Origin of the sequence: Alteromonas aestuariivivens (genome assembly GCF_003367475.1) — a bacterium.
Lineage (GTDB): Bacteria > Pseudomonadota > Gammaproteobacteria > Enterobacterales > Alteromonadaceae > Alteromonas > Alteromonas aestuariivivens.
On record NZ_QRHA01000009.1, the window covers coordinates 23,960 to 49,951 of the forward strand.

The window sequence follows — 25,992 nt, forward strand, 5'->3', positions numbered from 1 at the left end:
GCTGAGCCCATTAAAACCTTACCTGCTGGCTCTGCTCAGCGGGGTCAGCCTGACATTCGCTTACGCCCCGTTTAATGCCTGGCCGGTCACTTTTCTGGCCACGGCAGTGGCACTGCGACAGTTGGCGGGCATTCCGCATCAGGGCTTTCGGCTGGGATGGCTGTTTGGTTTAGGCTGGTTTGGCGCGGGCATCAGTTGGGTACATGTCAGTATTGCAGACTTTGGTGGTTTACCGCTGATAGCGTCAGTTGGGCTCATGCTGTTGCTGTGTGGTTATCTGGCCTTGTACCCGGCAATTGCGTTTTATTGTCTTAAGCGGGCATTCCCTCCCCGCCTGTGGCCTCTCGCACTGCCATTTTTATGGTTTGTAACGGAATGGCTAAGAAGCTGGATGCTCAGCGGATTCCCCTGGCTTTCGCTGGGTTACAGCCAAATTGATAGCCCGCTGGGCGGCTGGGCACCACTAATCGGAGAAAGCGGCATAACCGCGCTGATTATAGCGTTGTCGGCCGCGTTGGCCTGCTGGCCATTGAGACAAAAGCCGGTAGCTGTCGCAGCCCTGTTCACAATCTGCTTCAGCAGCGGCTGGGTGGCAAACCAGCGCAACTGGACGCAGGCTGCCGATACGCATGAAGTCGCCATGGTACAAGGCAACATTGCACAGTCACTGCGCTGGGTCCCGGAGCAGGATGGCCCGACGATGGAGAAATACCGCAGGCTGACCCAACCACTGTGGTCTTCCGATTTGATCGTGTGGCCTGAAGCAGCTATCCCCAGGGTTGAACCACTGGCGCAGGAATTTCTGCGATCACTGGACCAGGAAGCCGTTGAACACAACAGCGCCCTCATCAGCGGAATTGTCAATTACAACATGGAAAGCCGTGAAGTATGGAACAATCTGCTGGTGCTCGGCAAACAAAGCCCCGATAACCCCCACCCTGGTTACCATTACTTTCACAACAACCGATACGCCAAACATCATTTGCTGCCCATTGGCGAATTTGTGCCATTTGAGGACTGGCTGAGGCCGCTGGCGCCGCTCTTTGATCTGCCAATGTCATCCTTTTCCCGCGGCGACTTCCAGCAAACAAACCTGCTGGCGAACGGCATTCGGCTGGCTCCGGCCATTTGCTTTGAAATTGCTTTTCCGGGCCAGCTGGCGGCCAACGTGCATGACGATACTGACATGATCATAACCGTCAGCAACGATGCCTGGTTTGGTCACTCCCACGGACCGGCGCAACATCTGCAGATTGCCCGCATGCGGGCCAAGGAATTGGGTAAACCTGTCATTCGGGCAACCAACAACGGTATCAGTGCCTTTATTGACGCGCGGGGAGATATTATTGCCCGCCTGCCCCAGTTTGAGGCTGCAACACTGAGTGCTCCGCTCACATCCACCCTGGGCCATACTCCTTTCAGAAACTGGGGCATGCTTGCCACACTCCTACTGACACTCAGCCTGTTTCTGTGTGCTATGCTGCTTGAGCACAACCCGCTCAGCAAAAGTGGAAAAGCCACCCAAGCTGAATAGCGAGACACTACAACCACAACACTCAATCTTACCCATCGGCCCGTTTGCCGCAATATGTCTGTACAGGTACAAATGCAGATTGATACATTACCGCCCTGTGTCTTTCCGTAAAACAAACATAAAAAGCTGAGGAATCATGATGAAAAAACTCGTTGCCCTGCTCCTATGTGGGGCCTTAACCCAGGCCATGGCCAGTACAACGGTATTAACCGCCGACAGAATGGTTGATGTAGACAAGGGAAAAATCATCGAAAAAGCAGCCATTATCGTTGAAAACAACGTTATTAAAGCTGTTGGTACTGAGCGTTCCATCAGTATTCCCGAAGGTGCCACCGTGATCGCCCTGGGCGATTACACCCTGATGCCTGGCCTGATGGACATGCACGTTCACCTGACCAGTGACGCCAGTGATCACGGATACAAAGCCCTGGCTGTTTCCCTGCCACGCGCAGCCATCACCGGTGTAGCCCAGGCGGAAAAAACCGTCATGGCCGGTTTCACAACAGTACGCAATGTCGGTGCTCCCGGATTTGCCGATGTAGCGTTGCGGGACGCCATCAATGACGGCGATATCGTGGGGCCCCGTATGTTTGTGGCAGGGCCCGCTCTTGGCGTAAGCGGCGGCCATTGTGACAATAACCTGCTGCCGTATGAATACGATGCTTACAGCGAAGGTGTTGCTGACGGCCCCTGGGAAGTGCGCAAGGCAGTGCGCCGAAATATCAAGTACGGTGCCACTGTGATCAAGTTCTGTGCTACCGGTGGTGTGTTGTCAAAAGGTACCAAGGTGGGCGCCCAGCAATATTCTTTCGAAGAAATGCAGGCACTGATTGAGGAAGCTCACTTGCGGGGCCTGACCGTAGCCACTCACGCGCACGGAACATCTGGTATCAAAGATGCCATACGTGCCGGTGTTGATTCAGTCGAGCATGTAAGCCTGCTGGATGACGAGGCCATTGAACTGGCGGTCAAACACGGCACCTATTTTTCAATGGACATTTACGTCACAGAATTCATTCTGAACGAAGGTGCTAAAGCAGGGATTCTGGAAGAGAGCCTGGCCAAGGAACGCATTGTTGGTCAGCGCCAGCGTGAAAACTTTAAAAAGGCGGTTGAAGCTGGCGTGAACATGGTGTTCGGGTCCGATGCCGGTGTATACCCTCACGGTGACAACCCCAAGCAATTTGCCCGTATGGTGAAATTTGGTATGACGCCAATGCAGGCCATTCAGGCCGCTACCATCAACCCGGCCACCCTGCTCAAGCAACAGGAATCGCTGGGTAGCATTGCACCGGGCAAACTGGCCGACATTATAGCAGTACCAGGTAACCCAATGGATGATATGTCATTGATGGAAAACGTAGGCCTGGTAATGAAAGACGGTCAAATTGTAAAATCGCTGGCAATGTAACATTTTTTTCAAACCGGGCTTGAAAAGATTTTTCCGGCCCCTACTTAATGGTTACCGGCGCTTTAGTAAAAGGCCGGTAACCACCGCCGCCGAATATCGGGGCAACACAAATTAACATATTGCTTTAGTGAGGATATGACCATGCGTTCTATTGACCTTTCTCCCCTTTACCGTTCCTTTATTGGTTCTGATCACCTGGCTTCTTTGATCGATGCCGCCACCCGTGCCGAAAAACAAAGTGGATACCCGCCCTACAACATTGAGTTGCTGGCAGATGACAAGTATCGCATTACCATGGCAATTGCCGGGTTTGGCAAAGACGATGTATCCATCGAAGTGGCGGATAACACGCTGACCATCAGTGGCAATAAACAAACGGATAACGACAACGCTGATCGAAAATTCCTGCATAAAGGGATTTCCGAACGTAACTTCGAACGTAAATTTCAGCTTGGCGACCACGTAAAAGTTCTTGCAGCTGACCTGGAAAACGGCCTATTACACATTGATTTGGAGCGGGTAATTCCAGAAGCGAAGAAGCCGCGTAAAATCGAAATTGGCAGCAAACTGTTCGAAAACCAGTAACTCCCGGACTCCCCCTTTCCCTGGACAGATTCGGCGCCTGAAAGGGCGCCGATTTGCGATAAAACTTAATCCAGATCGAAACGATCCAGGTTCATTACCTTGTGCCAGGCAGACACGAAGTCCTCAACAAATTTTTTCTCTGCCGAATCACTGGCATACACTTCTGCAAGCGACCGTAAAATGGAATTGGAACCAAACAAAAGGTCCACCCTGGTACCAGTCCACTTAACGCTGGCTGTGCCTCGCTCGAAACCCTCAAAGATTATTTCTTTGTCTGAAGTTGGCTGCCACTCCACGCCCATATCGAGCTGATTGACAAAGAAGTCATTGCTCAACACCCCGGGCCGGCTGGTATAAACCCCATGGTCCGAACCATCAAAATTGGTTTGCAGTACCCGCATTCCGCCGAGCAATACCGTCAACTCTGGTGCAGTCAAAGTCAACAACTGAGCCCGGTCAACCAACATGGCTTCGGGTGGCAACTCCACTCCGTCTGCAATGTAATTACGGAAGCCATCGGCCATTGGCTCCAGTGGCGCAAACGAGTCCACATCGGTCTGTTCGGCACTGGCATCCATCCGGCCCGGTGAAAAGGGTACATCTCCCTTATACCCTGCCGCTTTGGCCGCCTTTTCAACCGCCGCGCAGCCACCAAGAACAATCAAATCTGCCATCGAAACCTGTTTATCGCCACTTTGACGGGCATCAAAGTCCGCTTTTATTCCTTCCATAATTGTGAGGACTTTCTGCAACTGCGGCGGGTTGTTTACCGGCCAGCTTCTTTGCGGTTCCAGCCGAACTCTTGCGCCGTTGGCCCCCCCTCGTTTGTCTGAACCACGGAATGTGGAAGCGGAAGCCCAGGCTACCGACACCAGTTCCCCGACGGTCAGGCCTGTATCAAGGATCTGGCTTTTTAGCTGGATAATGTCTGCATCGCTGATCAATTCATGATTCACCTGTGGTATGGGATCCTGCCAAATCAGCTCCTCTTTAGGGACTTCAGGCCCTAAATAGCGGGCTACCGGGCCCATGTCGCGATGGGTCAGTTTGAACCAGGCCCGGGCGAAGGCACTGGAAAACTCGTCCGGATTATTCAAAAACCGACGGGAGATTTTTTCATATTCAGGATCAAAACGCAGTGACAGGTCAGTCGTAAGCATGGTGGGTACACGCCGCTTGCTGTCGTCATGGGCATCGGGGATTTCGCCTTGCCCGGCGCCATTTTTTGGTTGCCACTGGTAAGCTCCGGCCGGACTTTGGCTCAACTCCCACTCATAACCAAACAAATTCTGAAAAAAGTAATGACTCCACTGGGTTGGAGTTTGTGTCCAGGTTACTTCCAGACCGCTGGTGATGGCATCGCCCGCTTTGCCTGTACCGAAACGATTGAGCCACCCCAGCCCCTGCTGAGCCAGGCCGGCGGCTTCCGGGTCTGGCCCTAAGTGCTCATCCTTTGCAGCACCGTGGGTTTTACCAAAAGTATGGCCGCCCGCAATTAAAGCCACAGTTTCCTCATCGTTCATTGCCATTCGGGCAAAGGTTTCGCGAATGTCCTCTGCTGCCGCAACCGGGTCCGGCTTTCCATCCGGCCCTTCGGGATTAACATAAATCAGACCCATTTGAACCGCCGCCAGAGGATTTTCCAATGAACGTTTACCACTGTAACGTTTATCACCGGCCAGCCATTCAGTTTCCGCGCCCCAATAGACATCGTCTTCTGGCTCCCACACATCTTCGCGGCCACCTGCAAACCCAAAGGTTTCGAACCCCATGGATTCCAGCGCCACATTGCCGGCCAAAATCATTAAGTCTGCCCAGGAAATTTTCTCACCGTATTTCTGTTTTACTGGCCATAGCAGGCGCCGGGCCTTATCCAGGTTAACGTTATCTGGCCAGCTGTTGAGAGGAGCGAAACGCTGCTGACCGGAGCCAGCACCACCCCGGCCATCACCTACCCGATAGGTGCCTGCGCTGTGCCAGGCCATACGAATAAACAGTGGCCCGTAATGACCAAAATCGGCTGGCCACCATGCTTTCGAGTCTGTCATCAGGGTGTGCAGGTCAAGTTTTACCGCTGCCAGGTCCAGGCTATTGAACGCATCTTTGTAATTGAAGTTCTTACCCATCGGATTGGACTTTTCCGAAAACTGATTAAGTAAGTCCAGACGCAACCGGTTAGGCCACCAGTCTTTATTCTGAGTGCCACCCCCAGGGGTGGCGTGAAACGGGCACTTGCTTTCCGACATGGTATGCCTCCGTTAACGTACAAAACCTGAAATAACTATAGTTCAGATATTGCAGGGCTGAAGAAGCGAAGGCCCGGGTTTGACGATCGGTAATCTGAGGGAAGTATTAGCCAGACTGCTTCGCGCTGGCTTTCACGGTCTGTGGCATTCGGTGTGAGGGCTGTCAGATAAGCTTTTTCAGCCGCGCCAGACCAAAGGCATTGCAGGTTGTGGCGTCCTTGATGTCACCACTTAAGATCAGGTTCTCAAAATCTGCAAGCGGCATGGATTTGGTGACCAGGCCTTCCTCCTCCGGTTCAAGGCTGGTTTGGGTCATGGTCAGGCCCTTGGCGACGTAGATATGGTAGCCCTGCTTGCAAAAGCCATAGGCCAGATACTGGAACCCGACATAGTGCCATTCACTGGCCAGAAATCCGGTTTCTTCCTGCAATTCACCTTTGGCCAGTTCCAGCGGGTCGGCATCAGGATTGTCTTCCCAGGCACCCTGGGGAAACTCCATCTGCCGCTCCCCCACCGGGTAACGAAACTGTTCCACCAGATACACCGTTTCTCCATCCAGCGGGATCACCACAACAAAATCCGGTTTGTCCACCACGGTATAAATACCGGTTGCACCGCTGTCACGCTCAATTCCGTCTTCGCGCAGCGTCAGCCATCGGTTCTGGTAGACAACTTTTGAATGAGTGGTTTTAATTTCTGATGATGACACGGTTGACTCTCCCTGTTTACAATCGGTCTTGAGAAACGCTTCAGAATTTCGAGTTTGCCCCGGGGTTCACGAACGGCAGTTACCGCGAGCCTAAAACGCAAAACGGGTGCATGAGACGCACCCGTACGGCAATCAGAGGTATTCCACCTCAATGATTTCAAATTCGACGGTTCCGGAAGGGGTCTGAATGTTTACAACGTCGTCCAGTTCCTTACCAATCAACCCGCGGGCTATGGGGGAATTAACCGAAATCAGATTGCTTTTGATGTCGGCTTCGTCGTCGCCCACGATGCGATACGTGATTTCTTTCTCAGTGTCGAGGTTCAGAATGGTTACTGTGGCACCAAAAATCACTTTGCCATTGTTTTCCATTTTGGTTACATCAATGATCTGGGCATTAGACAACTTGCCTTCAATATCCTGGATCCGGCCTTCACAAAAGCTTTGCTGCTCCCGGGCAGCGTGATATTCGGCATTTTCTTTCAAATCACCGTGTTCGCGTGCTTCAGCGATGGCTTCAATGATCCTGGGGCGGGTCACCGACTTCAGCTCATTCAACTCTTTGCGCAATAGCTCCGCGCCACGAGCGGTCATTGGGTACTGACTCATGGAATTATTCTCACTTACTTAGGGTCTGTTGATCCTGGTTTCAACAATTGAAAATAAGCTAAAAAAAGTGCGCCTGAACGGCGCACTACACTTAACTGTCAAAACAGGATACCGCTTTAGCGGTGCCTTGTCATCCCTGATTGATACGGGCGTGCAACTCCTGAACCGAGGCAACTTTATTGCGGTCGTCCGCAGATTTTGCGCGCACGGTTGCAAACGCAGCGTTCATGGTGGTGGTATAGGTAACCTTATTCAACAACGCTTCGCGACGGATGTAGACTGAATCGGTAATCGCCTGACGCCCTTCGGTAGTATTGATGATGTAGTCATACTCACCGTTTTTGATGGCATCCACAATGTTAGGACGGCCTTCAGACAGTTTATTGACCACGGAACTCATAATACCGGCGTCGTACAAGGTCGTCGCCGTGCCGCGGGTTGACTCAATGGTAAAACCATTTTCAACCAGCAGCTTGGCCAGCTCAATGATTTTAGCCTTGTCATTCTGACGCACCGACAGCAACGCTTTACCCGACTTGGGCAGCGGCGCACCAGCACCCAGGTTGGCTTTGGCATAGGCTTCTTCAAAGGTATCACCCACACCCATAACCTCACCGGTTGAGCGCATTTCCGGCCCCAGCAGCGGATCAACGCCCTGGAACTTGGCAAACGGCAGAACCACTTCCTTCACCGAGTAGAACGGCGGGATCACCTCTTCGGTCACACCCTGTTCTTTCAGACTGACACCCGCCATAACACGGGCAGCAATTTTCGCCAAAGGCACGCCGGTCGCCTTGGACACAAACGGCACGGTACGGGCAGCGCGAGGGTTCACCTCAATCAGGTACACCTCACCGTCCTTAATCGCAAACTGGGTATTCATCAGGCCGATAACCCCCAGTTCCAGTGCCATGGCACGAACCTGCTCACGCATGGTGTCCTGGATTTCCTTGGACAGTGAATGAGGTGGCAGTGAACAGGCAGAATCACCAGAGTGCACACCGGCTTGCTCAATGTGTTCCATAATACCGCCAATCACCACATCGGTACCGTCACAGATGGTATCAATGTCCACTTCAATGGCATCATCCAGGAAGCGGTCCAGCAGTACCGGCGCTTCGTTGGAAACCTTAACCGCTTCGTTCAGGTAGCGCTTGAGATCGTTGAGGTCGTAGACGATTTCCATCGCCCGGCCGCCCAGTACGTAAGACGGGCGAACCACCAGCGGAAAACCGATTTCCGCGGCTTTGGCCAGAGCCTGTTCCAGGTTGGTAACGGTGGCGTTGGCCGGTTGCTTAAGGCCCAGCTTGTTGACCATCTGCTGAAAGCGCTCACGGTCTTCGGCACGGTCAATGGCATCCGGTGAAGTACCAATAATCGGTACCCCATTGGCTTCCAGCGCACGGGCCAGTTTCAGCGGAGTCTGGCCGCCGTACTGCACTATTACACCCTTAGGCTTTTCTTTAGCGACGATTTCCAGTACGTCTTCCAGTGTAACCGGTTCGAAGTAAAGGCGGTCGGAAGTATCATAATCGGTGGAAACGGTTTCCGGGTTACAGTTAACCATAATGGTTTCGTAACCGTCTTCTCGCATTGACAATGCCGCGTGAACACAGCAGTAATCAAACTCAATGCCCTGACCGATACGGTTCGGGCCACCGCCCAGTACCATGATCTTGTCTTTATCGGACGGGTTGGCTTCACACTCCTCGTCGTACGTGGAGTACATATACGCCGTGCTGGTGGAGAATTCCGCCGCACAGGTATCTACCCGCTTATACACCGGATGGATATCGAAACCTCGGCGCACATCGCGGATGTCGCTTTCAGCCACGTTGGTCAGTTCAGCCAGGCGCTCGTCAGAGAAGCCTTTGCGCTTCAGCTTGCGCAAAAAGTCCGCGTCGATGCCGTTGAGACCTTTTTCGGCAACTTCGCTTTCCAGATTAACCAGTTCCTGCAGTTGCACCAGATACCAACGGTCAACGTTGGTCAGGTTGAACACCTCATCAACACTCATTCCGAAACGGAACGCATCAGCAATGTACCAGATACGTTCGGCACCCGGTTCACGCAGTTCGCGCACAATTTTCTTGCGGGCATCCGGATCATCAGCGCTCACAATCGGGTTCAGGCCATTGGCCCCAACTTCCAGCCCACGCAGGGCTTTTTGTAAGGATTCCTGCTGGTTACGGCCAATCGCCATTACCTCACCCACCGACTTCATCTGAGTGGTCAGGCGGTCGTTGGCTCCGGCAAATTTCTCGAAGTTAAAACGCGGAATTTTGGTCACCACATAATCGATGGACGGCTCAAACGATGCCGGGGTCAGGCCACCGGTAATGTCGTTCGCCAGTTCATCCAGGGTGTAACCCACCGCCAGTTTGGCCGCCACTTTGGCAATCGGGAAACCGGTTGCCTTTGAGGCCAGCGCTGAAGAACGGGATACCCGTGGGTTCATTTCAATGATGACCATACGGCCGGTATTTGGGTCGACACCAAACTGAACGTTGGAGCCGCCGGTCTCCACGCCGATTTCACGCAGCACAGCCATAGCCGCATTACGCATTATCTGGAATTCCTTGTCGGTCAGAGTCTGGGCTGGCGCGACAGTGATGGAGTCCCCGGTATGCACACCCATGGGGTCGAAGTTTTCAATGGTACACACGATAATGCAGTTGTCCGCCTTATCGCGCACCACTTCCATTTCGTACTCTTTCCAACCAATCAGGGATTCGTCGATGAGCAGTTCATTGGTGGGCGACAAGTCCAGACCGCGATGGCAGATTTCATTAAATTCATCAATGTTGTAAGCAATTCCGCCGCCGGAGCCGCCCATGGTAAAGGACGGACGGATAATGCAGGGGAAGCCGATGCGGCTGAGCACATCATGGGCCTGTTCCATGCTGTGAGCGATTTCAGCACGGGGGCATTCCAGACCAATGGATTTCATCGCCTTGTCGAAACGCTCACGGTCTTCCGCCTTGTCGATGGCGTCAGCAGTGGCGCCGATAAGCTCAACATTGAATTCTTCCAGCACCCCTTCACGGTTCAGATCCAGCGCACAGTTCAGAGCTGTCTGGCCACCCATGGTAGGCAGAATGGCGTCCGGGCGTTCCTTTTCAATGATTTTGCGCACCACTTCCCAGTGAATGGGTTCGATGTAGGTGGCATCGGCCATTTCCGGGTCGGTCATGATGGTAGCGGGGTTGGAGTTCACCAGAATAACCCGGTAACCCTCTTCACGCAGCGCTTTACACGCCTGTGCCCCGGAATAGTCAAATTCACAGGCCTGGCCGATGACGATGGGGCCAGCACCCAGGATAAGAATACTTTTTAGGTCGGTACGTTTTGGCATAGCGGGCGAATTCCTACTGCTTTGACTGTTCGATAAGTTCGATAAAATGATCAAAAAGTGCGGCCGCCTCGTGCGGTCCCGGACTTGCCTCAGGGTGACCCTGGAAACTGAATGCAGGTTTGTCCGTGCGATGAATGCCCTGCAGGGATTTGTCGAACAGGGAAATGTGCGTCACTTCCAGATTGTCCGGCAAGCTGGTTTCGTCCACGGCAAAACCGTGGTTCTGGCTGGTGATCATCACCACGCCTTTTTTCAGGTCTTTTACCGGGTGGTTGGCCCCGTGATGACCAAATTTCATTTTTACTGTTTTCGCACCACTGGCCAGGGCCAGCAACTGGTGACCCAGACAAATTCCGAACACCGGAATGTTGGTTTCAACGATGGTTTTGATCGCTTCAATGGCATAGTCACAAGGCTCCGGGTCGCCCGGGCCGTTGGACAGGAACACCCCGTCAGGGTTCATTGCCAGAACTTCCTCAGCAGGCGTTTGTGCCGGTACCAGGGTAATCTTGCAGCCACGCTCCACCAGCATACGCAGAATGTTGTGCTTAACACCAAAATCGTAAGCCACCACATGGTATTTGCTTTCACCGGCAGCCTGATAGCCTTCGCCCAGCGCCCACACGCTGGCATCCCAACTCTGCACTTCCTTGGTACACACTACTTTAGCCAGATCCATGCCTTTCAGGCCAGGAAACTCGCGGGCTTTTTCCAGCGCCAGGGTTTCATTCAGATCATCGGTACAGATAATGCAGCCGTTCTGAGCGCCTTTGTCACGCAAAATGCGGGTCAGACGACGGGTATCAATGTCAGCAATGCCGACTACGTTCTTGGCTTTCAGGTAATCAGACAGTGATTGCTGATTTCGGAAGTTACTTGCCACCAGGGGCAAATCTCTGATGACGAGACCTTTGGACCAGATTGTATCCGATTCAACGTCTTCTTCATTCGTACCGGTATTACCGATATGGGGATAAGTTAAAGTGATGATTTGTTCAGCGTAAGATGGGTCAGTGAGGATTTCCTGGTAGCCAGTCATAGAAGTATTAAAAACAACTTCCCCAACCGAAATACCTTGAGCACCAATCGCAGTGCCTTTAAAAACAGAACCGTCCTCTAACACCAAAAGGGCAGAATTAGCCAAGTCAACCTCCAGACTAAGGGTAACCGAGTGCTTCAACAGAATGCCTGTTAAAACCCCACAAAAAACGGGAGGTAATGTGCAATTTACTTCCCGTTTACAAATCTTTGCAGCTAATAAAATAGCGCCGTGTAGCTTAATGGCGCGGAATTTTGGCAAATTCCGATGAGTATATATTAAATCCCTTTAAAGGTCTAACCGGATTTTAGAAAAATTAATAAAATACCTACTTCAGACTAATTTGTATGTGAAGCCGAAGAAAACAGCAATTATCTGAATTACTGCATATTCTCCAGGCCAATTACATCACTCATGGAATACAGGCCCGGTGCTTTGTCTTTCAACCAGTTAGCGGCTCTTACGGCACCCCGGGCAAAGGTTAAACGGCTGGAGGCCTTATGAGTTACTTCCAGTCTTTCTCCGATATCAGCAAACAGAGCAGTGTGTTCACCAACAATATCGCCCCCTCTGACGGTGGCAAAACCGATGGTTTTGTGGTCTCTGGGCGGTTCTTTGCCTTCACGGCCAAAAACTGCGCATTCTTTTAGATCGCGGCCAAGTTCATCGGCAATCGACTGACCAATGGCCAGTGCAGTTCCGGATGGCGCATCCTGCTTGAACCGGTGATGGGCCTCGGTAATTTCAATGTCGGCAGTCTGCCCCAGTGCCCGGGCGGCCTGGCGCACCAAGGCCAGCATGACGTTCACACCGACACTGTAGTTGGCAGCAAACACGATGGGGATTTGAGTAGCAGCTTCATTCAGCGCGCTGAGTTGAGCGTCGGAAAGTCCCGTTGTACCTATGACCATCGGCTTTTGATTGGCCACACACCAGGCCAGGTTGTCTTCAAATGCCGCTGGTAAAGTGAAATCAATCATTACTTCCACTGACGCCGCATCCGCTGCATCCACACCAACACATGAGACCGGCAGTTTGCCTATCCCAGCCAGTTCGCCCACATTCATGCCCACCCAGGCAGAATCGGAACGTACGGTCGCAAGGGTCAACTCGCTGCTGTCATTTTCCTGCAAGGCTTCAATCAGCACTCTTCCCATGCGCCCGTTGGCGCCAAAAATCCCAACATTCATGTTACTAACAACCTGTATTAAATTTGCCCGCATTGTGCCTGATGCCTGCGGGCTTGAAAACCCTTGATCCGGGAATTCGGCCTGTAATCTCACGCTGTCAGCTCTGTGGCCTGTCAACCGTCTTGTTTCCCTGGTTAGACTGTTGCACACTTTAAACATTCGACTCCGCTGAAGTTATGGATGCTGCATATGAAGAAGCAATTAATCTGGGATTTACCTATCCGCCTGTTTCACTGGCTATTGGTGGTCAGTTTGCTGGGACAATACGTGACTGCTGAAATTCTGAAAGACGCCATGCAATGGCATTTCTACCTTGGTTATTTCACGCTGGGATTAATGTTGTTTCGCTTATTGTGGGGGTTCATCGGCCCACAGCACGCCAGATTCAGTAACTTCTTAAAGGGCCCTGGTGCCGTACTTCATTACACGAAAACCCTGTTTAGCGCCGAGTCTACTCCCTACACCGGGCACAATCCGGTGGGCGGCTGGGTGGTAGTGCTGATGCTGTCCATCGTCACCACACAGGCCATTAGCGGGCTGTTTTTGAGTGACGATGTATTTATGGATGGCCCATACTTCCACGCGGTCAGCGAAACCACCCAAAAACTGATGAACAGCATTCACCATCAACTGTTTAACCTGCTTTTACTGGTGATTGCCCTGCATGTTGCTGCAATCATTTTTTACACTCTGGTAAAAAAGCAACCCTTGGCATCATCGATGGTACATGGAAAAAAGGCCACTCCGGAACCCGGCATCCCTTCTTCAAAACTTCTGCTGGCGCTCATACTCGCCGCCTTGAGCGCTGCAGCAATTTTTTACCTTGTTGTGGTCGCCCCCCCGCTCCCTGCTGACGATGGGTTCTATTGAAATATGCCAGGCAAGTGGTTGAATGCTAATCCTGAAGGCAGCGTATTTTTATTGATCCACTGCCTCTACCCAACCAAGCCCTTCGCCTGCATGATGGCTTCGATTTCCGCCACGCTGGCTGGATCATCGATGGTGGAAGGCACGGATACCGATTGATTGTCAGCGATCTGCCTGAGCAATTTACGTAAAATTTTACCTGATCGGGTCTTTGGCAGTCTGCTGACTACAATGGCCCTCTGAAAGCACGCAATGGGCCCAATGGATTGCCGCACTAAACTCACTAACTGTGTTTGCAGACGGTCTTCATCTATCTCAATTCCATCTTTGAGCAACACCAGCCCAACCGGAACCTGACCCTTTACGCTGTCCTTTACCGCAATCACGCTGCACTCGGCCACCGCCGGGTGTGATGCCAGCACTTCCTCCATTTCACCGGTTGAAAGCCGGTGCCCGGCAACATTAATCACATCATCGGTGCGCCCCATTATGAATACGTAACCGTCTTCATCAATGTAGCCACCGTCTCCCGAGCAATAATAACCCGGAAACTGGGCAAGGTACCCAGCCCTGAAACGCTCAAAGTCCCCCCATATGCTGGGCAGACAACCAGGCGGCAACGGCAGTTTGAGGGCAATCACACCCTGCATTCCCGCCCTGACAGGCTCTCCGGTTTCATTCAACACCTGCACATTGAAACCGGGTACCGGCACCGTTGAAGACCCGGGTTTGGCGGGTTTGGGTTCAATGCCCATCAGGTTGGCACAAATGGCCCAGCCGGTTTCCGTCTGCCACCAGTGATCCACCACAGGAACACCTGCCTTTTCCCTGGCCCACTGATAGGTGGGCGGGTCGAGTCGTTCACCGGCCATAAACAGTGTCTGCAGTGAAGAGAGATCGTAATTGAGGATTTTCTCACCTTCCGGATCTTCTTTGCGAATTGCCCGAAATGCCGTTGGGGCCGCGAACAGAGCCCGGATTTGATATTCTTCCACCATTCGCCAGAATGCACCGGCATCAGGTGTACGCACTGGCTTGCCTTCGTATACCACCGTAGTGCATCCATGCAGCAATGGGCCGTATACGATATATGAATGGCCCACGACCCACCCAACATCCGAAGCAGCCCAGAACACGTCGCCAGGCTGCATGTTGTAAACAGCCTGCATGGAATATTTTAACGCTACAGCATGCCCGCCATTTTCCCTGACTACCCCCTTCGGCTTGCCGGTGGTGCCGGAGGTATACAGAATATAAAGAGGATCTGAACCTTTCACCGCAACACAGGCCGCCGGAGTTGCCTTTTCCATCAACTCATCCCAGTCACTGTCGCGCTCCGATTCAAGGGCAACACGAAGCTGTTCGCGCTGATAAACAATACAACTACCGGGTTTGTGGCTCGATAATGAGAGAGCTCTGTCCACCAGCGGTTTGTATTCGATGATTCTGGACACTTCAATGCCGCAGGACGCAAACACCACCACTTTGGGTTTTGCATCATCAATACGCACTGCCAGTTCATTTGGCGCAAAGCCGCCAAACACCACCGAATGCACAGCCCCTAAACGCGCAACGGCCAGCATGGCAATGACCGCCTGGGGTATCATCGGCATATAAATAACAACCCGATCGCCTTTCTCAACCCCCTTGCTTTTTAACACTCCGGCAAAGGTCGCGACCAGTGCGCGAAGTTCGAGGTAGGTGTATTTCTGTCTGGTGTTACTGACCGGAGAGTCGTAGATGAGTGCAAGCTGCTCACCACGCCCCTGCTCAATGTGATGATCCAGAGCCATATATGCCGTATTCATCTCACCATCAGAAAACCATAGGAAAATTCCGTTTTCATCCTGCCTGAGTGGCGTTTCAGGAAAGCGATACCAGGGCAGAGCCCGGGCTTTGTCGGTCCAGAAATTTTCCGGTGCTTCGATTGATTGACGATATTCTTGCTCATAGGTCATAACCAGGCTCACTATATTCTGTCTCACGTTCAGACAGGTAGCTTCAACAGGGATCTGCGAACTACAATAAATCAAATCGGGAGCACACTGAGATAAGACTTCAGGCTTATATGCCATGCAAAATTAGTCAGCATACAGGTCTTCGCTTTATCGGCCGTTTCCAGGCTGAAGCAGGAACTGCAGCCCATGCTGCCGCCAGACTACTGCCAGTACAATGGCATGAAGGTTAAGTAGCCCCACCAGCCACCATTCCACGGCATTTTCCCAGTACTCGTAATCAGGCCCCAGCCAGGCATCAGCCAGTAATGAAATCATGGCCAGTGCAAGAATCACAATGCTGAATCTAAGCAGAAAGAGCGAAATTTTACTAACCCTGGGATTTGGGTGATTGCAGAGGGTGGCGGCAACAGTTGCTTCGATAATAAAGGTAAGCCCCAGGTACAAAATGACTCCACTGCGGCGAACCAGATAGAACCAGTCGCCGCTGTGACCAAGACTCAGGGTGTAGGCTACCATTGCAAGCGCCGCAATCGCGCCCAAATACCCCAGATGCCCGCGATGCGGCAGTTGCAATGTTTTCAGCCAGTGTTCGTTGAGCCACCAGAATACCGTCAGCAGTACCATCGCGGAAACCATGCCCCCCTTAAAGATAAAATAGGCCACCCCGTCCCGGCCTGTGGCGCTGATACTGAAACAGCCGGGGCCATAAGGATTACACCATTCCAGAATTCCCTGCCAACCAGCAAGCCACGCACACAAATGAATGGTTAGCATGGGCAGAAACGTCGTCAACAGCGCAAACGGTGCCAGCTGCAAAGAGGGATTGTGGTCGGGCATGGTAGCAAACCGTTGCCGGCCTGACTCAGGGAGGGTAAATCAACTATAGTCAATCATTCAGGCTCTGCTCAAACTTAGGCAAAGGTAAGACCATAGTATTTGTATCGTTCGACGTAAAAGCGTTACTATCGGGTTGTATAACCTGGGACATTGGGGGCATTTTGCCATTTATTATTGTTTTAGTCGTGGTAACTGGGCTGATGGGTTCGGCCGTTTATGCACAGGAGGCGCCCCTGGATCAACCTGAATACCGTTTTGCGGTTAATGCCCCAGGGTCTTTTCCCTACCTGTTTTACGACAGCGAACAAAAGCAATACCGGGGTCTGGTACCCGAATTGTTCAAATCACTGGAAATATCCGATGGCGTAAAAGTACGGTTTGTCGATTCCAACCAGGTACGCAGCGAAGTGTGGCTCGAAAACGGGCAGGCAGACATGCTGCTTGCGCACCCCAAATGGCTCAGGACAGAACAATCCTTTATTTACAGCCTTCCTTTGCTGGCACACCAAACGTACCTTTACAGCCTGACTCCTTTCAGCGACGATTTTTCGCTGTCAGATCTCAACAACGCATTAATCTGCACGCATGATAAATTTATTTATACCGGCCTGACCGAATTGTTTGCCCAAAAACGGTTACAACGGGTCGACTCCAGTAACCAGCAGCGAATTGCCAGCATGCTGCTGCACCAACGCTGCGATTATGCGGTGATGAATGATTACAGTGCGATTCAGATTTTTTCATCAAAACAGTCGGTTTGCGACAAGCCTGTTTATCAGTCTCCTTCCCCCACCAGTTCCGTGCTGCTCTACGTGGTATTACGCCCTGATTTGGCGGCGTTAAAAAACAGGTTTGACCGATTACTAAAAGAAACCCGTCTGACGGATGAGAAAAATAAATGGCTGGAAAAATTTTCGCCACTGCCCGGGTTTCCGCTTACCCCACAGTGCAGTTTTGAATCCACCATGGCCCCGGCACTAACGGAGCCACTGGCGTCAGAAGAATCGAATCAGTCTTCTTTATAATCGTCATGGCAACCTTTACAGGCTGCTCCGACATTGCTGATCGCACCTCGATAAAGGCTCTCATCTCCGCTGGAAGCTGCGACCTGTAAAGCCGAAGCCGCTTTTTTCAGTTCCCCTATTTTGCTTTCAAACCTGGAGAAGTCCTCCCAAATGGAGTCCTTTGCTTCCGTGTGAACATCGAATTTACGGGTATCGATGCTCAGATAGTCAGACATCATATCGGCCAACTGCTCAATGCGCATGCCGTTGGTCTTCATCACCTGCGCATCGTACGCCAGTCTGCCTTTTGCCATGGCTCCCAGAGGGCCCATGTTGCTTTTGAGCAAATGGAACAGGGACTCACGGTATTCAACGGCGGCTTCGGCCTGCTTTTGCGAACTGGCTTCAACTGCCACAGTGGCGGTACTGGCCACAACCGTGGTAGCGGCAATCACCGAAAGCATCGTTTTAACCCGTTTTTGCATTTTTGATTCTCCTTGTAAATGGGCTTGTACGCATGATGGGCGCATCCAGTTTACCCATACTTTCGAACTCATCGCATCTTTTTCAGGCTCCTGATACGACAAGCCCTCCAAAAGGAGGGCTCAGTTACCGTAATTCAGCCGTATTGTTAGGCGCATTAATTGGTCAGATCATCAAAGAACTTCTTCACGCCATCAAAGAAGCCCTGTTCTTTGGGGCGATGTTTGGCTTTATCACTGCCGCCCATTGAATCCTCAAATTCTTTGAGCAATTCCTTTTGACGGGCAGAAAGATTAACCGGAGTCTCAACCACCACTTTACACAACAGGTCGCCCACGGCACCGCTACGCACCGACTTCACACCCTTGCCACGTAAACGGAACATGCGGCCGGTTTGAGTTTCCGGGCTGATTTTCAGCTTCACCTTGCCATCGAGAGTGGGTACCTGCAATTCCCCTCCCAGGGCTGCGGTGCTGAAACTCAGCGGCACTTCGCAATAAAGGTTATTGCTGTCACGAGTGAAAATCTTGTGTTCCCGCACGTGAACCTGAACGTACAGATCACCCGCTGGTGCACCGTTTTCACCCGCTTCACCTTCTCCGCTCAAACGAATGCGATCACCGGTATCCACACCGGCCGGTATTTTAACCGACAGGGTTTTGGTCTTCTCAACCCGCCCCTGGCCACGACAGCTGGTGCAGGGATCGCTGATAATCTTTCCTTTACCCGAACAGGTCGGGCACGTTTGCTGAACCGCAAAAAAGCCCTGGCGCATCTGCACCTGGCCGTTGCCGTGACAAGTTGGGCAAGTAGTAGGCGAAGAACCTTTCTTGGCACCGGAACCGTGACAGGGTTCACACTCCACCAGTGTTGGTACACGAATTTCCACTTCTTTGCCGCGGACCGCCTCTTCCAGGCTCAGTTCCAGGTTGTACCTCAGGTCCGAGCCTTGTCTCGCCCGGGACTGACGCCCACGACCACCACCAAATATGTCACCGAATACGTCACCGAAAATATCGCCGAAATCTGCGCCACCACCGAATCCGGCTCCACCACGGTTAGGATCAACCCCCGCATGACCGTACTGGTCATAAGCGGCACGTTTCTGCTGATCCGTCAGCACTTCGTAGGCTTCCTGGATTTCTTTAAATTTTTCTTCCAGCGCTTTATCGCCCTGGGTGCGATCCGGGTGATACTTCATGGCCAGCTTTTTGTACGCCTTTTTAATTTCGCGTTCGCCGGCACTTTTCTCTACCCCCAGCACTTCGTAGTAGTCACGTTTCGACATATCGTTTGATTTTCCTACCCGTTACTTCCTGTGCCCGGCTGTTACCGAACACCTGGCTATTTGATTGTCGCTGTGCCTTTTTTAACACAACAAAGGCGCAACAAGGTTTCCTGCTGCGCCTGCACTGTCTGACATTTCGAAAATTTTCGGCCCGGAGTTACTTGAATCCGGACCGATTCATCGACCACAGCTTATTTTTTGTCGTCGTCTTTCACTTCTTCGAATTCAGCGTCAACAACGTCGTCATCAGCTTTGGCGCTGCCCTGAGCTTCAGCCCCGGCGTCACCACCAGACTGAGATGCTTTGGCCTGTGCAGCTTCCATCAGTTTACCGGATGCCTGGATCAACTCCTGGGTCTTGGCTTCGATTTCCGCTTTGTCTTCGCCTTTCACAGCCGCTTCCAAGGCAGATACTGCAGCTTCGATGGGCGCTTTGTCGTCAGCGCTCAGAGCTTCTCCCACTTCTTCCAGCTGTTTGCGGGTAGCGTGGATCATGCCATCAGCCTGGTTACGCGCCTGAATCAGCTCTTCAAACTTCTTGTCGGCATCTTTATTCGCTTCCGCATCCGCGACCATTTTTTCGACTTCTTCCTCGCTCAGACCGGAAGACGCCTTGATGGTGATCTTCTGCTCTTTGCCAGTGTCTTTGTCTTTGGCTGATACGTGCAGGATACCGTCAGCATCAATATCGAAGGTTACTTCGATTTGCGGTACACCGCGGGAAGCCGGACGAATACCTTCCAGGTTAAACTGGCCAAGAGACTTGTTGCCGTGCGCCTGTTTACGCTCACCCTGCAGCACGTGCACGGTTACCGCAGACTGATTGTCTTCTGCTGTAGAGAAGGTTTGCGACTTCTTGGTCGGAATCGTGGTGTTCTTCTCAATCAGCACAGTCATCACGCCGCCCATGGTTTCAATACCCAGCGACAGAGGCGTTACGTCCAGCAGCAGTACATCTTTAACGTCACCGGCCAGAACACCACCCTGGATTGCAGCACCTACGGCAACCGCTTCATCCGGGTTTACGTCTTTACGAGGTTCTTTGCCAAAAAACTCGGTCACGTACTTCTGAACCAGTGGCATACGGGTTTGTCCACCCACCAGAATAATGTCGTGAATGTCACTCACTGAAAGGTCTGCATCGGCCAGAGCCTGCTTCACCGGCTCCAGTGAGTTTTTCACCATGTCTTCAACCAGAGATTCCAGCTTGGCGCGGGTAACCTTGATTGCAAGGTGCTTAGGACCGGAAGCGTCCGCCGTGATATACGGCAGGTTAACTTCAGTCTGCTGTGAGGAAGACAGTTCAATCTTGGCTTTCTCACCGGCTTCTTTCAGACGCTGCATGGCCAGCGGATCTTTACGCAGGTCAATGCCCTGGTCTTTCTTGAACTCATCGACCAGGTAGTTGATGATGCGGTTATCAAAGTCTTCACCACCCAGGTGAGTGTCACCATTGGTCGCCAGTACTTCGAAGGTATGCTCACCGTCTACTTCGTCAATTTCGATGATGGAGATGTCGAAGGTACCGCCACCCAGGTCGTACACGGCAACCACGTTGTCGCCTTTCTTCCTGTCCATACCGTAAGCCAGTGCAGCAGCAGTCGGCTCGTTGATGATACGCTTCACTTCCAGACCAGCAATACGGCCGGCGTCTTTAGTAGCCTGACGCTGGGAGTCGTTAAAATAAGCCGGTACGGTAATAACCGCAGCGGTCACTTCTTCGCCCAGATAGTCTTCGGCTGTCTTCTTCATCTTTTTCAGAACTTCAGCAGAAATCTGCGGCGGAGCCATTTTGTTGCCTTTGGCTTCTACCCACGCATCACCATTATCGGCCTTGACAATTTTGTAAGGCATGATGTCGATATCGCGCTGAACTTCTTTGTCTTCCCAGCGGCGGCCAATCAAACGCTTGATGGCAAACAGGGTGTTTTCCGGGTTGGTCACAGCCTGGCGTTTGGCAGACTGCCCTACCAGGGTTTCACCATCGTTGGTGTAAGCAATGATGGAAGGCGTGGTACGATCGCCTTCAGCGTTTTCAATTACGCGAGGTTTGTCGCCGTCAAGAACTGCGACACATGAATTCGTTGTACCTAAGTCGATACCAATGATTCTACCCATTTTGTGTCTCCAAATAAGTAATCTTTAATTCTGCAAATTTAGTGGGGTTATTACCCAGCTATTTCAATAGTTTTCAGAAAAATATTCTGCTGTTGGCCATTACGCCTTGGTGTCCACGCCTTCAGCGGGGGCACGGGAAACCATTACCATTGCCGGGCGCAATAAACGGCCGTTGAGCTCATAGCCTTTTTGCATGACCGCCATGACAGTGTTTGGCTGATGCTCTGCACTTTCCTGCATAGACATCGCCTGATGCAATTCCGGGTTAAAGCTTTCACCTTGAGGATCAATGGGCTTCATGCCGAACTTTTCAATAGTGTTGACAAAAGATTTCAGCGTCATCTCAACCCCTTCCAGGAGAGGCTTGACTACTTCGTTGCTGGCATCCCCAACATCCAGGGCACGTTCCAGGTTGTCAATGACCGGCAACAACTCTCCGGCAAAGCGTTCGAGGGCAAATTTACGCGCCTTTTCCACTTCTGCTTCAGCACGACGACGGGCATTGTCTGAGTCGGCACGGGCACGCAAGACAGTGTCTTTCTGATCACTGATGGTTGCCTGTGCTTCTGACAACGCCTTTTCCAGTTCGTAAATTCTTTGCGCAGTCTCGTCCTGAACGTCTGCCTGACCTTCGGCCTGTTCTTCAACTTCTGCCTGCACCTGCTCTTCCACAGCCTCGGTTTGCTGATCTTTTTGTTGCGCCTGCACGTCGCGCTCTTCGCTCATGCCGTCCTCCAAACTCTGCGATATTTCGGGCAATTATCGGTAATTAATCTGATAAACGAATGGCTTGTTCAGCCCGGGGTTCAACGTTCCGGCTGAGCATGATCCGTTCGACTGGGGCTATTAATGGGGGTGCTTTGACCGGCTTCAAGAGTAGCCACACATTTTTTATGTGTTTGCACAGGGCTCTGGCGAAATCAGACGGATTACGTTAGTGTCGCAACATAAAAGAACCAATAATTTCACCCAATGTTAACCATCTGGACTGTAGGTGGGGTCGTACTGGCCTACCTGGTATTACTGTTTTTACTCGCATTTTGGGGTGACAAACACCTCAGGGACAATCAGCAACACCCGGTACTTTACAGTCTCGGGCTTGGGGTGCACTGCACATCCTGGGCGTTTTTTGGTACCACCACCCAGGCCTCACAATATGGCTGGGCCGCAGTCCCCACCTATGCCGGCATCATATTGGCGATGGCAGTCGCATTTCCGGTGATGATTAAAATTGCCCGTCTGTGTCAGCAACACAATATCAGCTCACTGGCCGACTTCATCGGTCTGCGTTACCGCAACTCACACATTTTGGCTGCCCTCATCACCGTGCTTTGCTTTATCGGCGTTACCCCGTACATTGCCCTGCAGCTTGACGCCATTACCGAAAGCATCAACCTGATTTCTCCGGGCACCGACGCTGGCACCGGCACAGTGGGCTTGTATGTGACCGCGCTGATGGCACTGTTTGCTATTTTGTTTGGTACCCGAACACTTAACCTCACCGACAAGCATCCCGGGCTGCTGCTGACCATCGCCTTTGAGTCCCTGATCAAGCTGTTTGGACTTGTCACAGTTGGGCTGTTTGTTTGCTACGGCCTGTTTGACGGTGTGACTGATTTGATTGTGAAAGCCGGGGCGCACCCTGAAGGTCAGAAGTTGCTCAGTGCCGATGCCGCTCCCTGGGTGTATGCCAGCCATGTATTGCTTGGGGTGTGTTCACTGTTCGTTTTGCCCCGCCAGTTTCACATGAACTTTGTCGAGCTTAACGGAGAAAGTGAACTGCGCACCGCACGCTGGCTGTTGCCGCTGTATCTGTTGGGTATGACAGTGTTTGTGTTACCCATTGCGCTGGCAGGCAACATTCTGCTGGATACCAGTAAAGTGAGTTCTGACGCCTTTGTCCTGGCCCTGCCTCTCTACGCCAACAATATGTCTGTTTCCCTGGCGGCATTTATTGGCGGCCTTTCAGCCACCACCAGCATGGTGATTGTGGCCACCCTCGCGCTGGGGATCATGATTGCCAACAACCTGGTAACCCCTCTGTGGCTCAAAATACGGCTCAAACACCAGTCAGGCACAGCAATGCAGGCCAGCCGTATTCTTACCATCCGTCGCCTTACCGTACTGGTAGTGTTATCGGTAGCCTATTGGTATCACCTGAATGTCAGCCAATCTGCCCCGCTGGTAAAAAGCGGCATCATTGCCATTGCGTTACTGGCACAGATGTTCCCTATCCTGCTGTTCGGGCTTTACTGGCGACGCAGCCACAAGCTGGCGGCCCAGGCAGGATTAACGGCCGGCTTTGTTTGCTGGGTTATCTGGCTGCTCTACCCCAGCCTGATGTCGAGCTACTATTTCAATCCGGCCCCCAGTGACGGCGACCTAGGACTTGGCTTTGTCATAAGCCTGGCGGCCAACTGTGGCATGTTCCTGCTGGTGAGCTTATTCCTGCCCGCGCCTCAATCTTCCTCTGCTGAAAGTGACCAGGACAATCCACAAAGCCCCCCGGAACTCGTCGTTCGGGTTAGTGAACTGACCAAACTGACGGCCAGGGTACTTGAGCCGAAAGTGCATCAGGCGCTGATCAATCAACTGTCCGTTCAGCACCATAATGGCAAAGGATTTGCCAGCCACGCACTGCTGAGCCGGGTGGAAAATTTGCTTGCCGCCCAGGTCGGCAGCCCCAGCGCCCGAATTCTGCTTACCGCCATTTCAGAACCGGGCCAGGACACACTGCCAGAACTGGTGGACTGGGTGGAAGAAGCTTCCCAGTCATTCCAGTTTAACCATGAGGTTTTGCAGTCGTCAGTACAGAATATTCAGCAAGGGATCAGTGTACTGGACCAACACCTTAACCTGCTGGCCTGGAACGAACGCTATGTCGAGCTTTTCGATTACCCCAGAGGCTTTCTGAAGGTGGGAATGTCGATTCAGTCTCTGTTGCACTATAACGCCCAGCGTGGCCTGATGGGCAACAAGCAGGACTTTGAGCAGGAAATCAATAAGCGGGTGCAATATATGCAGCAGGGCAGCCGTTATAAATATGTGCGTAAACAAACCGATGACCGGGTAATTGAACTCAGCGGCAGCCCCCTGCCAGGCGGTGGCTATGTGACAACCTACAGTGATATTACCGAGCACATTGCCATTCAGGATGAACTCAAACGGGCCAAAACCGAATTGGAAGAACGGGTTCAAAGGCGCACCGAAGAACTGCACCAGGCGAAGCTGGAAGCAGACCGGGCCAATGAGAGTAAAACCAAGTTTCTGGCCGCTGCCGGCCATGATCTGATGCAGCCATTCAATGCCGCTACCCTGTTTGCTGCCATGCTGGAGCAAAAAAATGCAAATTCAGAACTGCACGGGATCACCTCCGGGCTGGTAAATTCACTGGCCAGTGCTGAATCTTTACTGTCAATGTTACTGGACATGACCAAACTGGACTCAGGTGTACTGGTTCCCCAGCCTGCAAACTTTTGCCTGGATGATGTTCTGGCGCCTCTGGTTAAGGAATTCTCGGTAATTGCAGAACAAAAGGCACTGCGCCTGCGCTACGTGAAAACCCACATGGTTGTGCACTCTGACAAAAAGCTGCTGCGCAGAATTGCCCAGAATCTGCTTTCCAACGCCATTCGATATACCCACGATGGTGGTGTACTTGTGGGTGCCCGCCGACGCGGAGTAAATCGGATTGAACTGTGGGTGGTTGATACGGGCCCGGGTATTGCCGCTCATCAGCAGAGTGATATTTTTAATGAATTTCATCAGCTTGACCCCAGGCAAAGCAATCAGGGGCTCGGCCTGGGTCTGACCATAGTAGAGCGGATCAGTAAACTGCTCGACCACCCTGTGGGGTTGTCCTCGCAAGTTAACCAAGGCACGGTGTTCAAAGTAACACTGCCACGCTGCCACGACACCAGCCAGGCAGTGATCGCCGCTTCGGCCCGCCCGCCCTCAAGCGCAGAGCCCAATCAGCGGGTGCTGGACAGCAAGCGGATTTTATTGGTGGAAAACGATCCTCAGGTAACCCTGGCAATGACCACCTTGCTGTCACAGTGGGGTGCGCAGGTCATCTCCGCGACATCAGCCTCTGAGGCCGGCGTCCTGTGCCCCGATGCGCCGGATTTGATTCTGGCTGATTATCATCTGGATCATGGCCAGAATGGCATAGATGCAGTAATAAAACTTCGCCAAGGTTGGCAAAGGAATGTACCCGGTATACTGGTTACCGCCAATCGCAGTGAAGACATACGGGAGCAGGCACAGGCTGCCAATCTGCTGTATCTGCCAAAACCGGTTAAACCATTAATGTTAAAACGACTCATAAAAAAACAGGCTACATAAGATTAGGCCGGGCACAGGCGGTTATAAAACCTTCACTGGCATCGAACACAAACAAATTTGTTCGTGTTAACTGAATAACAGCACTTTTTTGTGTATTGTAAATCTCAGTAGCATCATTTGGGCCTGTTGATCTTTGGTGTTCGATTTTGCAGCGAATTGTTGTGTATTTATGCAAGACAGAAGCTATGAAGTGTAGTCACCTACATGAATAGTCTCTAACGCAGCAGAAAAGCGCGACAAACGCTGCCCTTCGGGTTCACTCTGAGTGCTCCCAGGGCTGCGTTGTTCGCCATTTACTTAGCTGACTAAGCTTCATGACTCTCGCGATGCCCTGAAACCACTCAGAGAGAACAAATTTCGAACAACAAAGATCAACAGGCCCTAGGTTGGTGTCAATATTTCGAACGGTTACAGCA

18 protein-coding genes are annotated in these 25,992 nt (G+C 52.1%); 6 read left to right on the forward strand and 12 right to left on the reverse strand.

Going from position 1 to position 25,992, the window contains the following annotated elements; all coding sequences use genetic code 11:
- Nucleotide 1: 1 nt before the first annotated feature.
- The 3 genes from lnt to DXV75_RS12815 all read left to right on the forward strand — a co-directional run bounded on the left by lnt (nt 2) and on the right by DXV75_RS12815 (nt 3,530).
- Complete coding sequence (gene lnt, locus DXV75_RS12805; RefSeq protein WP_342767313.1) at nt 2–1,534, forward strand: apolipoprotein N-acyltransferase; 1,533 nt, start codon at nt 2–4, stop codon at nt 1,532–1,534.
- A 136-nt stretch (nt 1,535–1,670) separates the two neighbouring features.
- Nucleotides 1,671–2,945, forward strand: coding sequence for a Xaa-Pro dipeptidase (locus DXV75_RS12810; protein ID WP_115593820.1), 1,275 nt, complete (start codon nt 1,671–1,673; stop codon nt 2,943–2,945).
- A gap of 141 nt (nt 2,946–3,086) precedes the next feature.
- The gene (locus DXV75_RS12815) at nt 3,087–3,530 is read left to right on the forward strand and encodes an Hsp20 family protein (protein ID WP_115593821.1); all 444 of its coding nucleotides are present in this window, start codon (nt 3,087–3,089) and stop codon (nt 3,528–3,530) included.
- A gap of 65 nt (nt 3,531–3,595) precedes the next feature.
- Here DXV75_RS12815 and katG read toward each other — a convergent pair whose 3' ends face one another.
- The 6 genes from katG to dapB all read right to left on the reverse strand — a co-directional run bounded on the left by katG (nt 3,596) and on the right by dapB (nt 12,678).
- Nucleotides 3,596–5,776 (reverse strand): catalase/peroxidase HPI, encoded by a 2,181-nt coding sequence (gene katG, locus DXV75_RS12820; protein ID WP_115593822.1) that lies wholly within the window; start codon nt 5,774–5,776, stop codon nt 3,596–3,598.
- 163 nt (nt 5,777–5,939) lie between these two features.
- Nucleotides 5,940–6,485: an NUDIX domain-containing protein gene (locus DXV75_RS12825; protein ID WP_115593823.1), complete on the reverse strand. Its 546-nt coding sequence runs from the start codon at nt 6,483–6,485 to the stop codon at nt 5,940–5,942.
- 132 nt (nt 6,486–6,617) lie between these two features.
- On the reverse strand, nt 6,618–7,094 hold the full coding sequence (gene greA, locus DXV75_RS12830) for a transcription elongation factor GreA (RefSeq protein ID WP_115593824.1): 477 nt from the start codon (nt 7,092–7,094) through the stop codon (nt 6,618–6,620).
- A gap of 130 nt (nt 7,095–7,224) precedes the next feature.
- The gene (carB, locus tag DXV75_RS12835; RefSeq protein WP_115593825.1) at nt 7,225–10,449 is read right to left on the reverse strand and encodes a carbamoyl-phosphate synthase large subunit; all 3,225 of its coding nucleotides are present in this window, start codon (nt 10,447–10,449) and stop codon (nt 7,225–7,227) included.
- A gap of 13 nt (nt 10,450–10,462) precedes the next feature.
- Entirely contained in the window at nt 10,463–11,593 is a 1,131-nt protein-coding gene (gene carA / locus DXV75_RS12840; RefSeq protein ID WP_115593940.1) for a glutamine-hydrolyzing carbamoyl-phosphate synthase small subunit, read from the reverse strand.
- A gap of 275 nt (nt 11,594–11,868) precedes the next feature.
- Entirely contained in the window at nt 11,869–12,678 is an 810-nt protein-coding gene (gene dapB / locus DXV75_RS12845; protein WP_115593941.1) for a 4-hydroxy-tetrahydrodipicolinate reductase, read from the reverse strand.
- A 189-nt stretch (nt 12,679–12,867) separates the two neighbouring features.
- On the opposite strand from dapB, the gene DXV75_RS12850 reads away from it, so the two are divergent.
- Nucleotides 12,868–13,548, forward strand: a complete 681-nt coding sequence (locus DXV75_RS12850) for a cytochrome b/b6 domain-containing protein (RefSeq protein ID WP_115593826.1) — start codon at nt 12,868–12,870, stop codon at nt 13,546–13,548.
- 65 nt (nt 13,549–13,613) lie between these two features.
- Here DXV75_RS12850 and DXV75_RS12855 read toward each other — a convergent pair whose 3' ends face one another.
- Both DXV75_RS12855 and DXV75_RS12860 read right to left on the reverse strand, forming a co-directional pair.
- The gene (locus tag DXV75_RS12855; protein ID WP_115593827.1) at nt 13,614–15,620 is read right to left on the reverse strand and encodes a propionyl-CoA synthetase; all 2,007 of its coding nucleotides are present in this window, start codon (nt 15,618–15,620) and stop codon (nt 13,614–13,616) included.
- Between the two features lie 30 nt (nt 15,621–15,650).
- Nucleotides 15,651–16,340: a hypothetical protein gene (locus tag DXV75_RS12860; protein ID WP_115593828.1), complete on the reverse strand. Its 690-nt coding sequence runs from the start codon at nt 16,338–16,340 to the stop codon at nt 15,651–15,653.
- A gap of 200 nt (nt 16,341–16,540) precedes the next feature.
- On the opposite strand from DXV75_RS12860, the gene DXV75_RS12865 reads away from it, so the two are divergent.
- Nucleotides 16,541–17,365, forward strand: a complete 825-nt coding sequence (locus DXV75_RS12865) for a substrate-binding periplasmic protein (RefSeq protein ID WP_115593829.1) — start codon at nt 16,541–16,543, stop codon at nt 17,363–17,365.
- Here the strand turns inward: DXV75_RS12865 and DXV75_RS12870 are convergent.
- The 4 genes from DXV75_RS12870 to grpE all read right to left on the reverse strand — a co-directional run bounded on the left by DXV75_RS12870 (nt 17,350) and on the right by grpE (nt 21,958).
- A complete protein-coding gene (locus DXV75_RS12870; RefSeq protein ID WP_115593830.1) occupies nt 17,350–17,829 on the reverse strand; it encodes a c-type cytochrome in 480 nt (159 codons plus the stop codon). The two genes, DXV75_RS12865 and DXV75_RS12870, sit on opposite strands and share 16 nt — an antisense overlap.
- Nucleotides 17,830–17,984: 155 nt before the next feature.
- Nucleotides 17,985–19,115 (reverse strand): molecular chaperone DnaJ, encoded by a 1,131-nt coding sequence (gene dnaJ / locus DXV75_RS12875; RefSeq protein ID WP_115593831.1) that lies wholly within the window; start codon nt 19,113–19,115, stop codon nt 17,985–17,987.
- Between the two features lie 191 nt (nt 19,116–19,306).
- Nucleotides 19,307–21,232: a molecular chaperone DnaK gene (gene dnaK, locus DXV75_RS12880; protein WP_115593832.1), complete on the reverse strand. Its 1,926-nt coding sequence runs from the start codon at nt 21,230–21,232 to the stop codon at nt 19,307–19,309.
- A 99-nt stretch (nt 21,233–21,331) separates the two neighbouring features.
- Nucleotides 21,332–21,958 (reverse strand): nucleotide exchange factor GrpE, encoded by a 627-nt coding sequence (grpE, locus tag DXV75_RS12885; RefSeq protein WP_115593833.1) that lies wholly within the window; start codon nt 21,956–21,958, stop codon nt 21,332–21,334.
- Between the two features lie 246 nt (nt 21,959–22,204).
- Here grpE and DXV75_RS12890 point away from each other — a divergent pair, with 246 nt between their 5' ends.
- The gene (locus tag DXV75_RS12890; protein WP_115593834.1) at nt 22,205–25,576 is read left to right on the forward strand and encodes a PAS domain-containing hybrid sensor histidine kinase/response regulator; all 3,372 of its coding nucleotides are present in this window, start codon (nt 22,205–22,207) and stop codon (nt 25,574–25,576) included.
- Nucleotides 25,577–25,992 lie beyond the last annotated feature (416 nt).

Bases quoted from the DNA above. Each gene is read 5' to 3' on its own strand.
- DXV75_RS12810 (WP_115593820.1), top strand. From the start codon at position 1,671: ATGATGAAAAAACTCGTTGCCCTGCTCCTATGTGGGGCCTTAACCCAG.
- DXV75_RS12815 (WP_115593821.1), top strand. From the start codon at position 3,087: ATGCGTTCTATTGACCTTTCTCCCCTTTACCGTTCCTTTATTGGTTCT.
- katG (WP_115593822.1), bottom strand. From the start codon at position 5,776: ATGTCGGAAAGCAAGTGCCCGTTTCACGCCACCCCTGGGGGTGGCACT.
- greA (WP_115593824.1), bottom strand. From the start codon at position 7,094: ATGAGTCAGTACCCAATGACCGCTCGTGGCGCGGAGCTATTGCGCAAA.
- carB (WP_115593825.1), bottom strand. From the start codon at position 10,449: ATGCCAAAACGTACCGACCTAAAAAGTATTCTTATCCTGGGTGCTGGC.
- dapB (WP_115593941.1), bottom strand. From the start codon at position 12,678: ATGAATGTTGGGATTTTTGGCGCCAACGGGCGCATGGGAAGAGTGCTG.
- DXV75_RS12850 (WP_115593826.1), top strand. From the start codon at position 12,868: ATGAAGAAGCAATTAATCTGGGATTTACCTATCCGCCTGTTTCACTGG.
- DXV75_RS12855 (WP_115593827.1), bottom strand. From the start codon at position 15,620: ATGGCATATAAGCCTGAAGTCTTATCTCAGTGTGCTCCCGATTTGATT.
- DXV75_RS12860 (WP_115593828.1), bottom strand. From the start codon at position 16,340: ATGCCCGACCACAATCCCTCTTTGCAGCTGGCACCGTTTGCGCTGTTG.
- DXV75_RS12865 (WP_115593829.1), top strand. From the start codon at position 16,541: ATGGGTTCGGCCGTTTATGCACAGGAGGCGCCCCTGGATCAACCTGAA.
- DXV75_RS12870 (WP_115593830.1), bottom strand. From the start codon at position 17,829: ATGCAAAAACGGGTTAAAACGATGCTTTCGGTGATTGCCGCTACCACG.
- dnaJ (WP_115593831.1), bottom strand. From the start codon at position 19,115: ATGTCGAAACGTGACTACTACGAAGTGCTGGGGGTAGAGAAAAGTGCC.
- dnaK (WP_115593832.1), bottom strand. From the start codon at position 21,232: ATGGGTAGAATCATTGGTATCGACTTAGGTACAACGAATTCATGTGTC.
- grpE (WP_115593833.1), bottom strand. From the start codon at position 21,958: ATGAGCGAAGAGCGCGACGTGCAGGCGCAACAAAAAGATCAGCAAACC.
- DXV75_RS12890 (WP_115593834.1), top strand. From the start codon at position 22,205: ATGTTAACCATCTGGACTGTAGGTGGGGTCGTACTGGCCTACCTGGTA.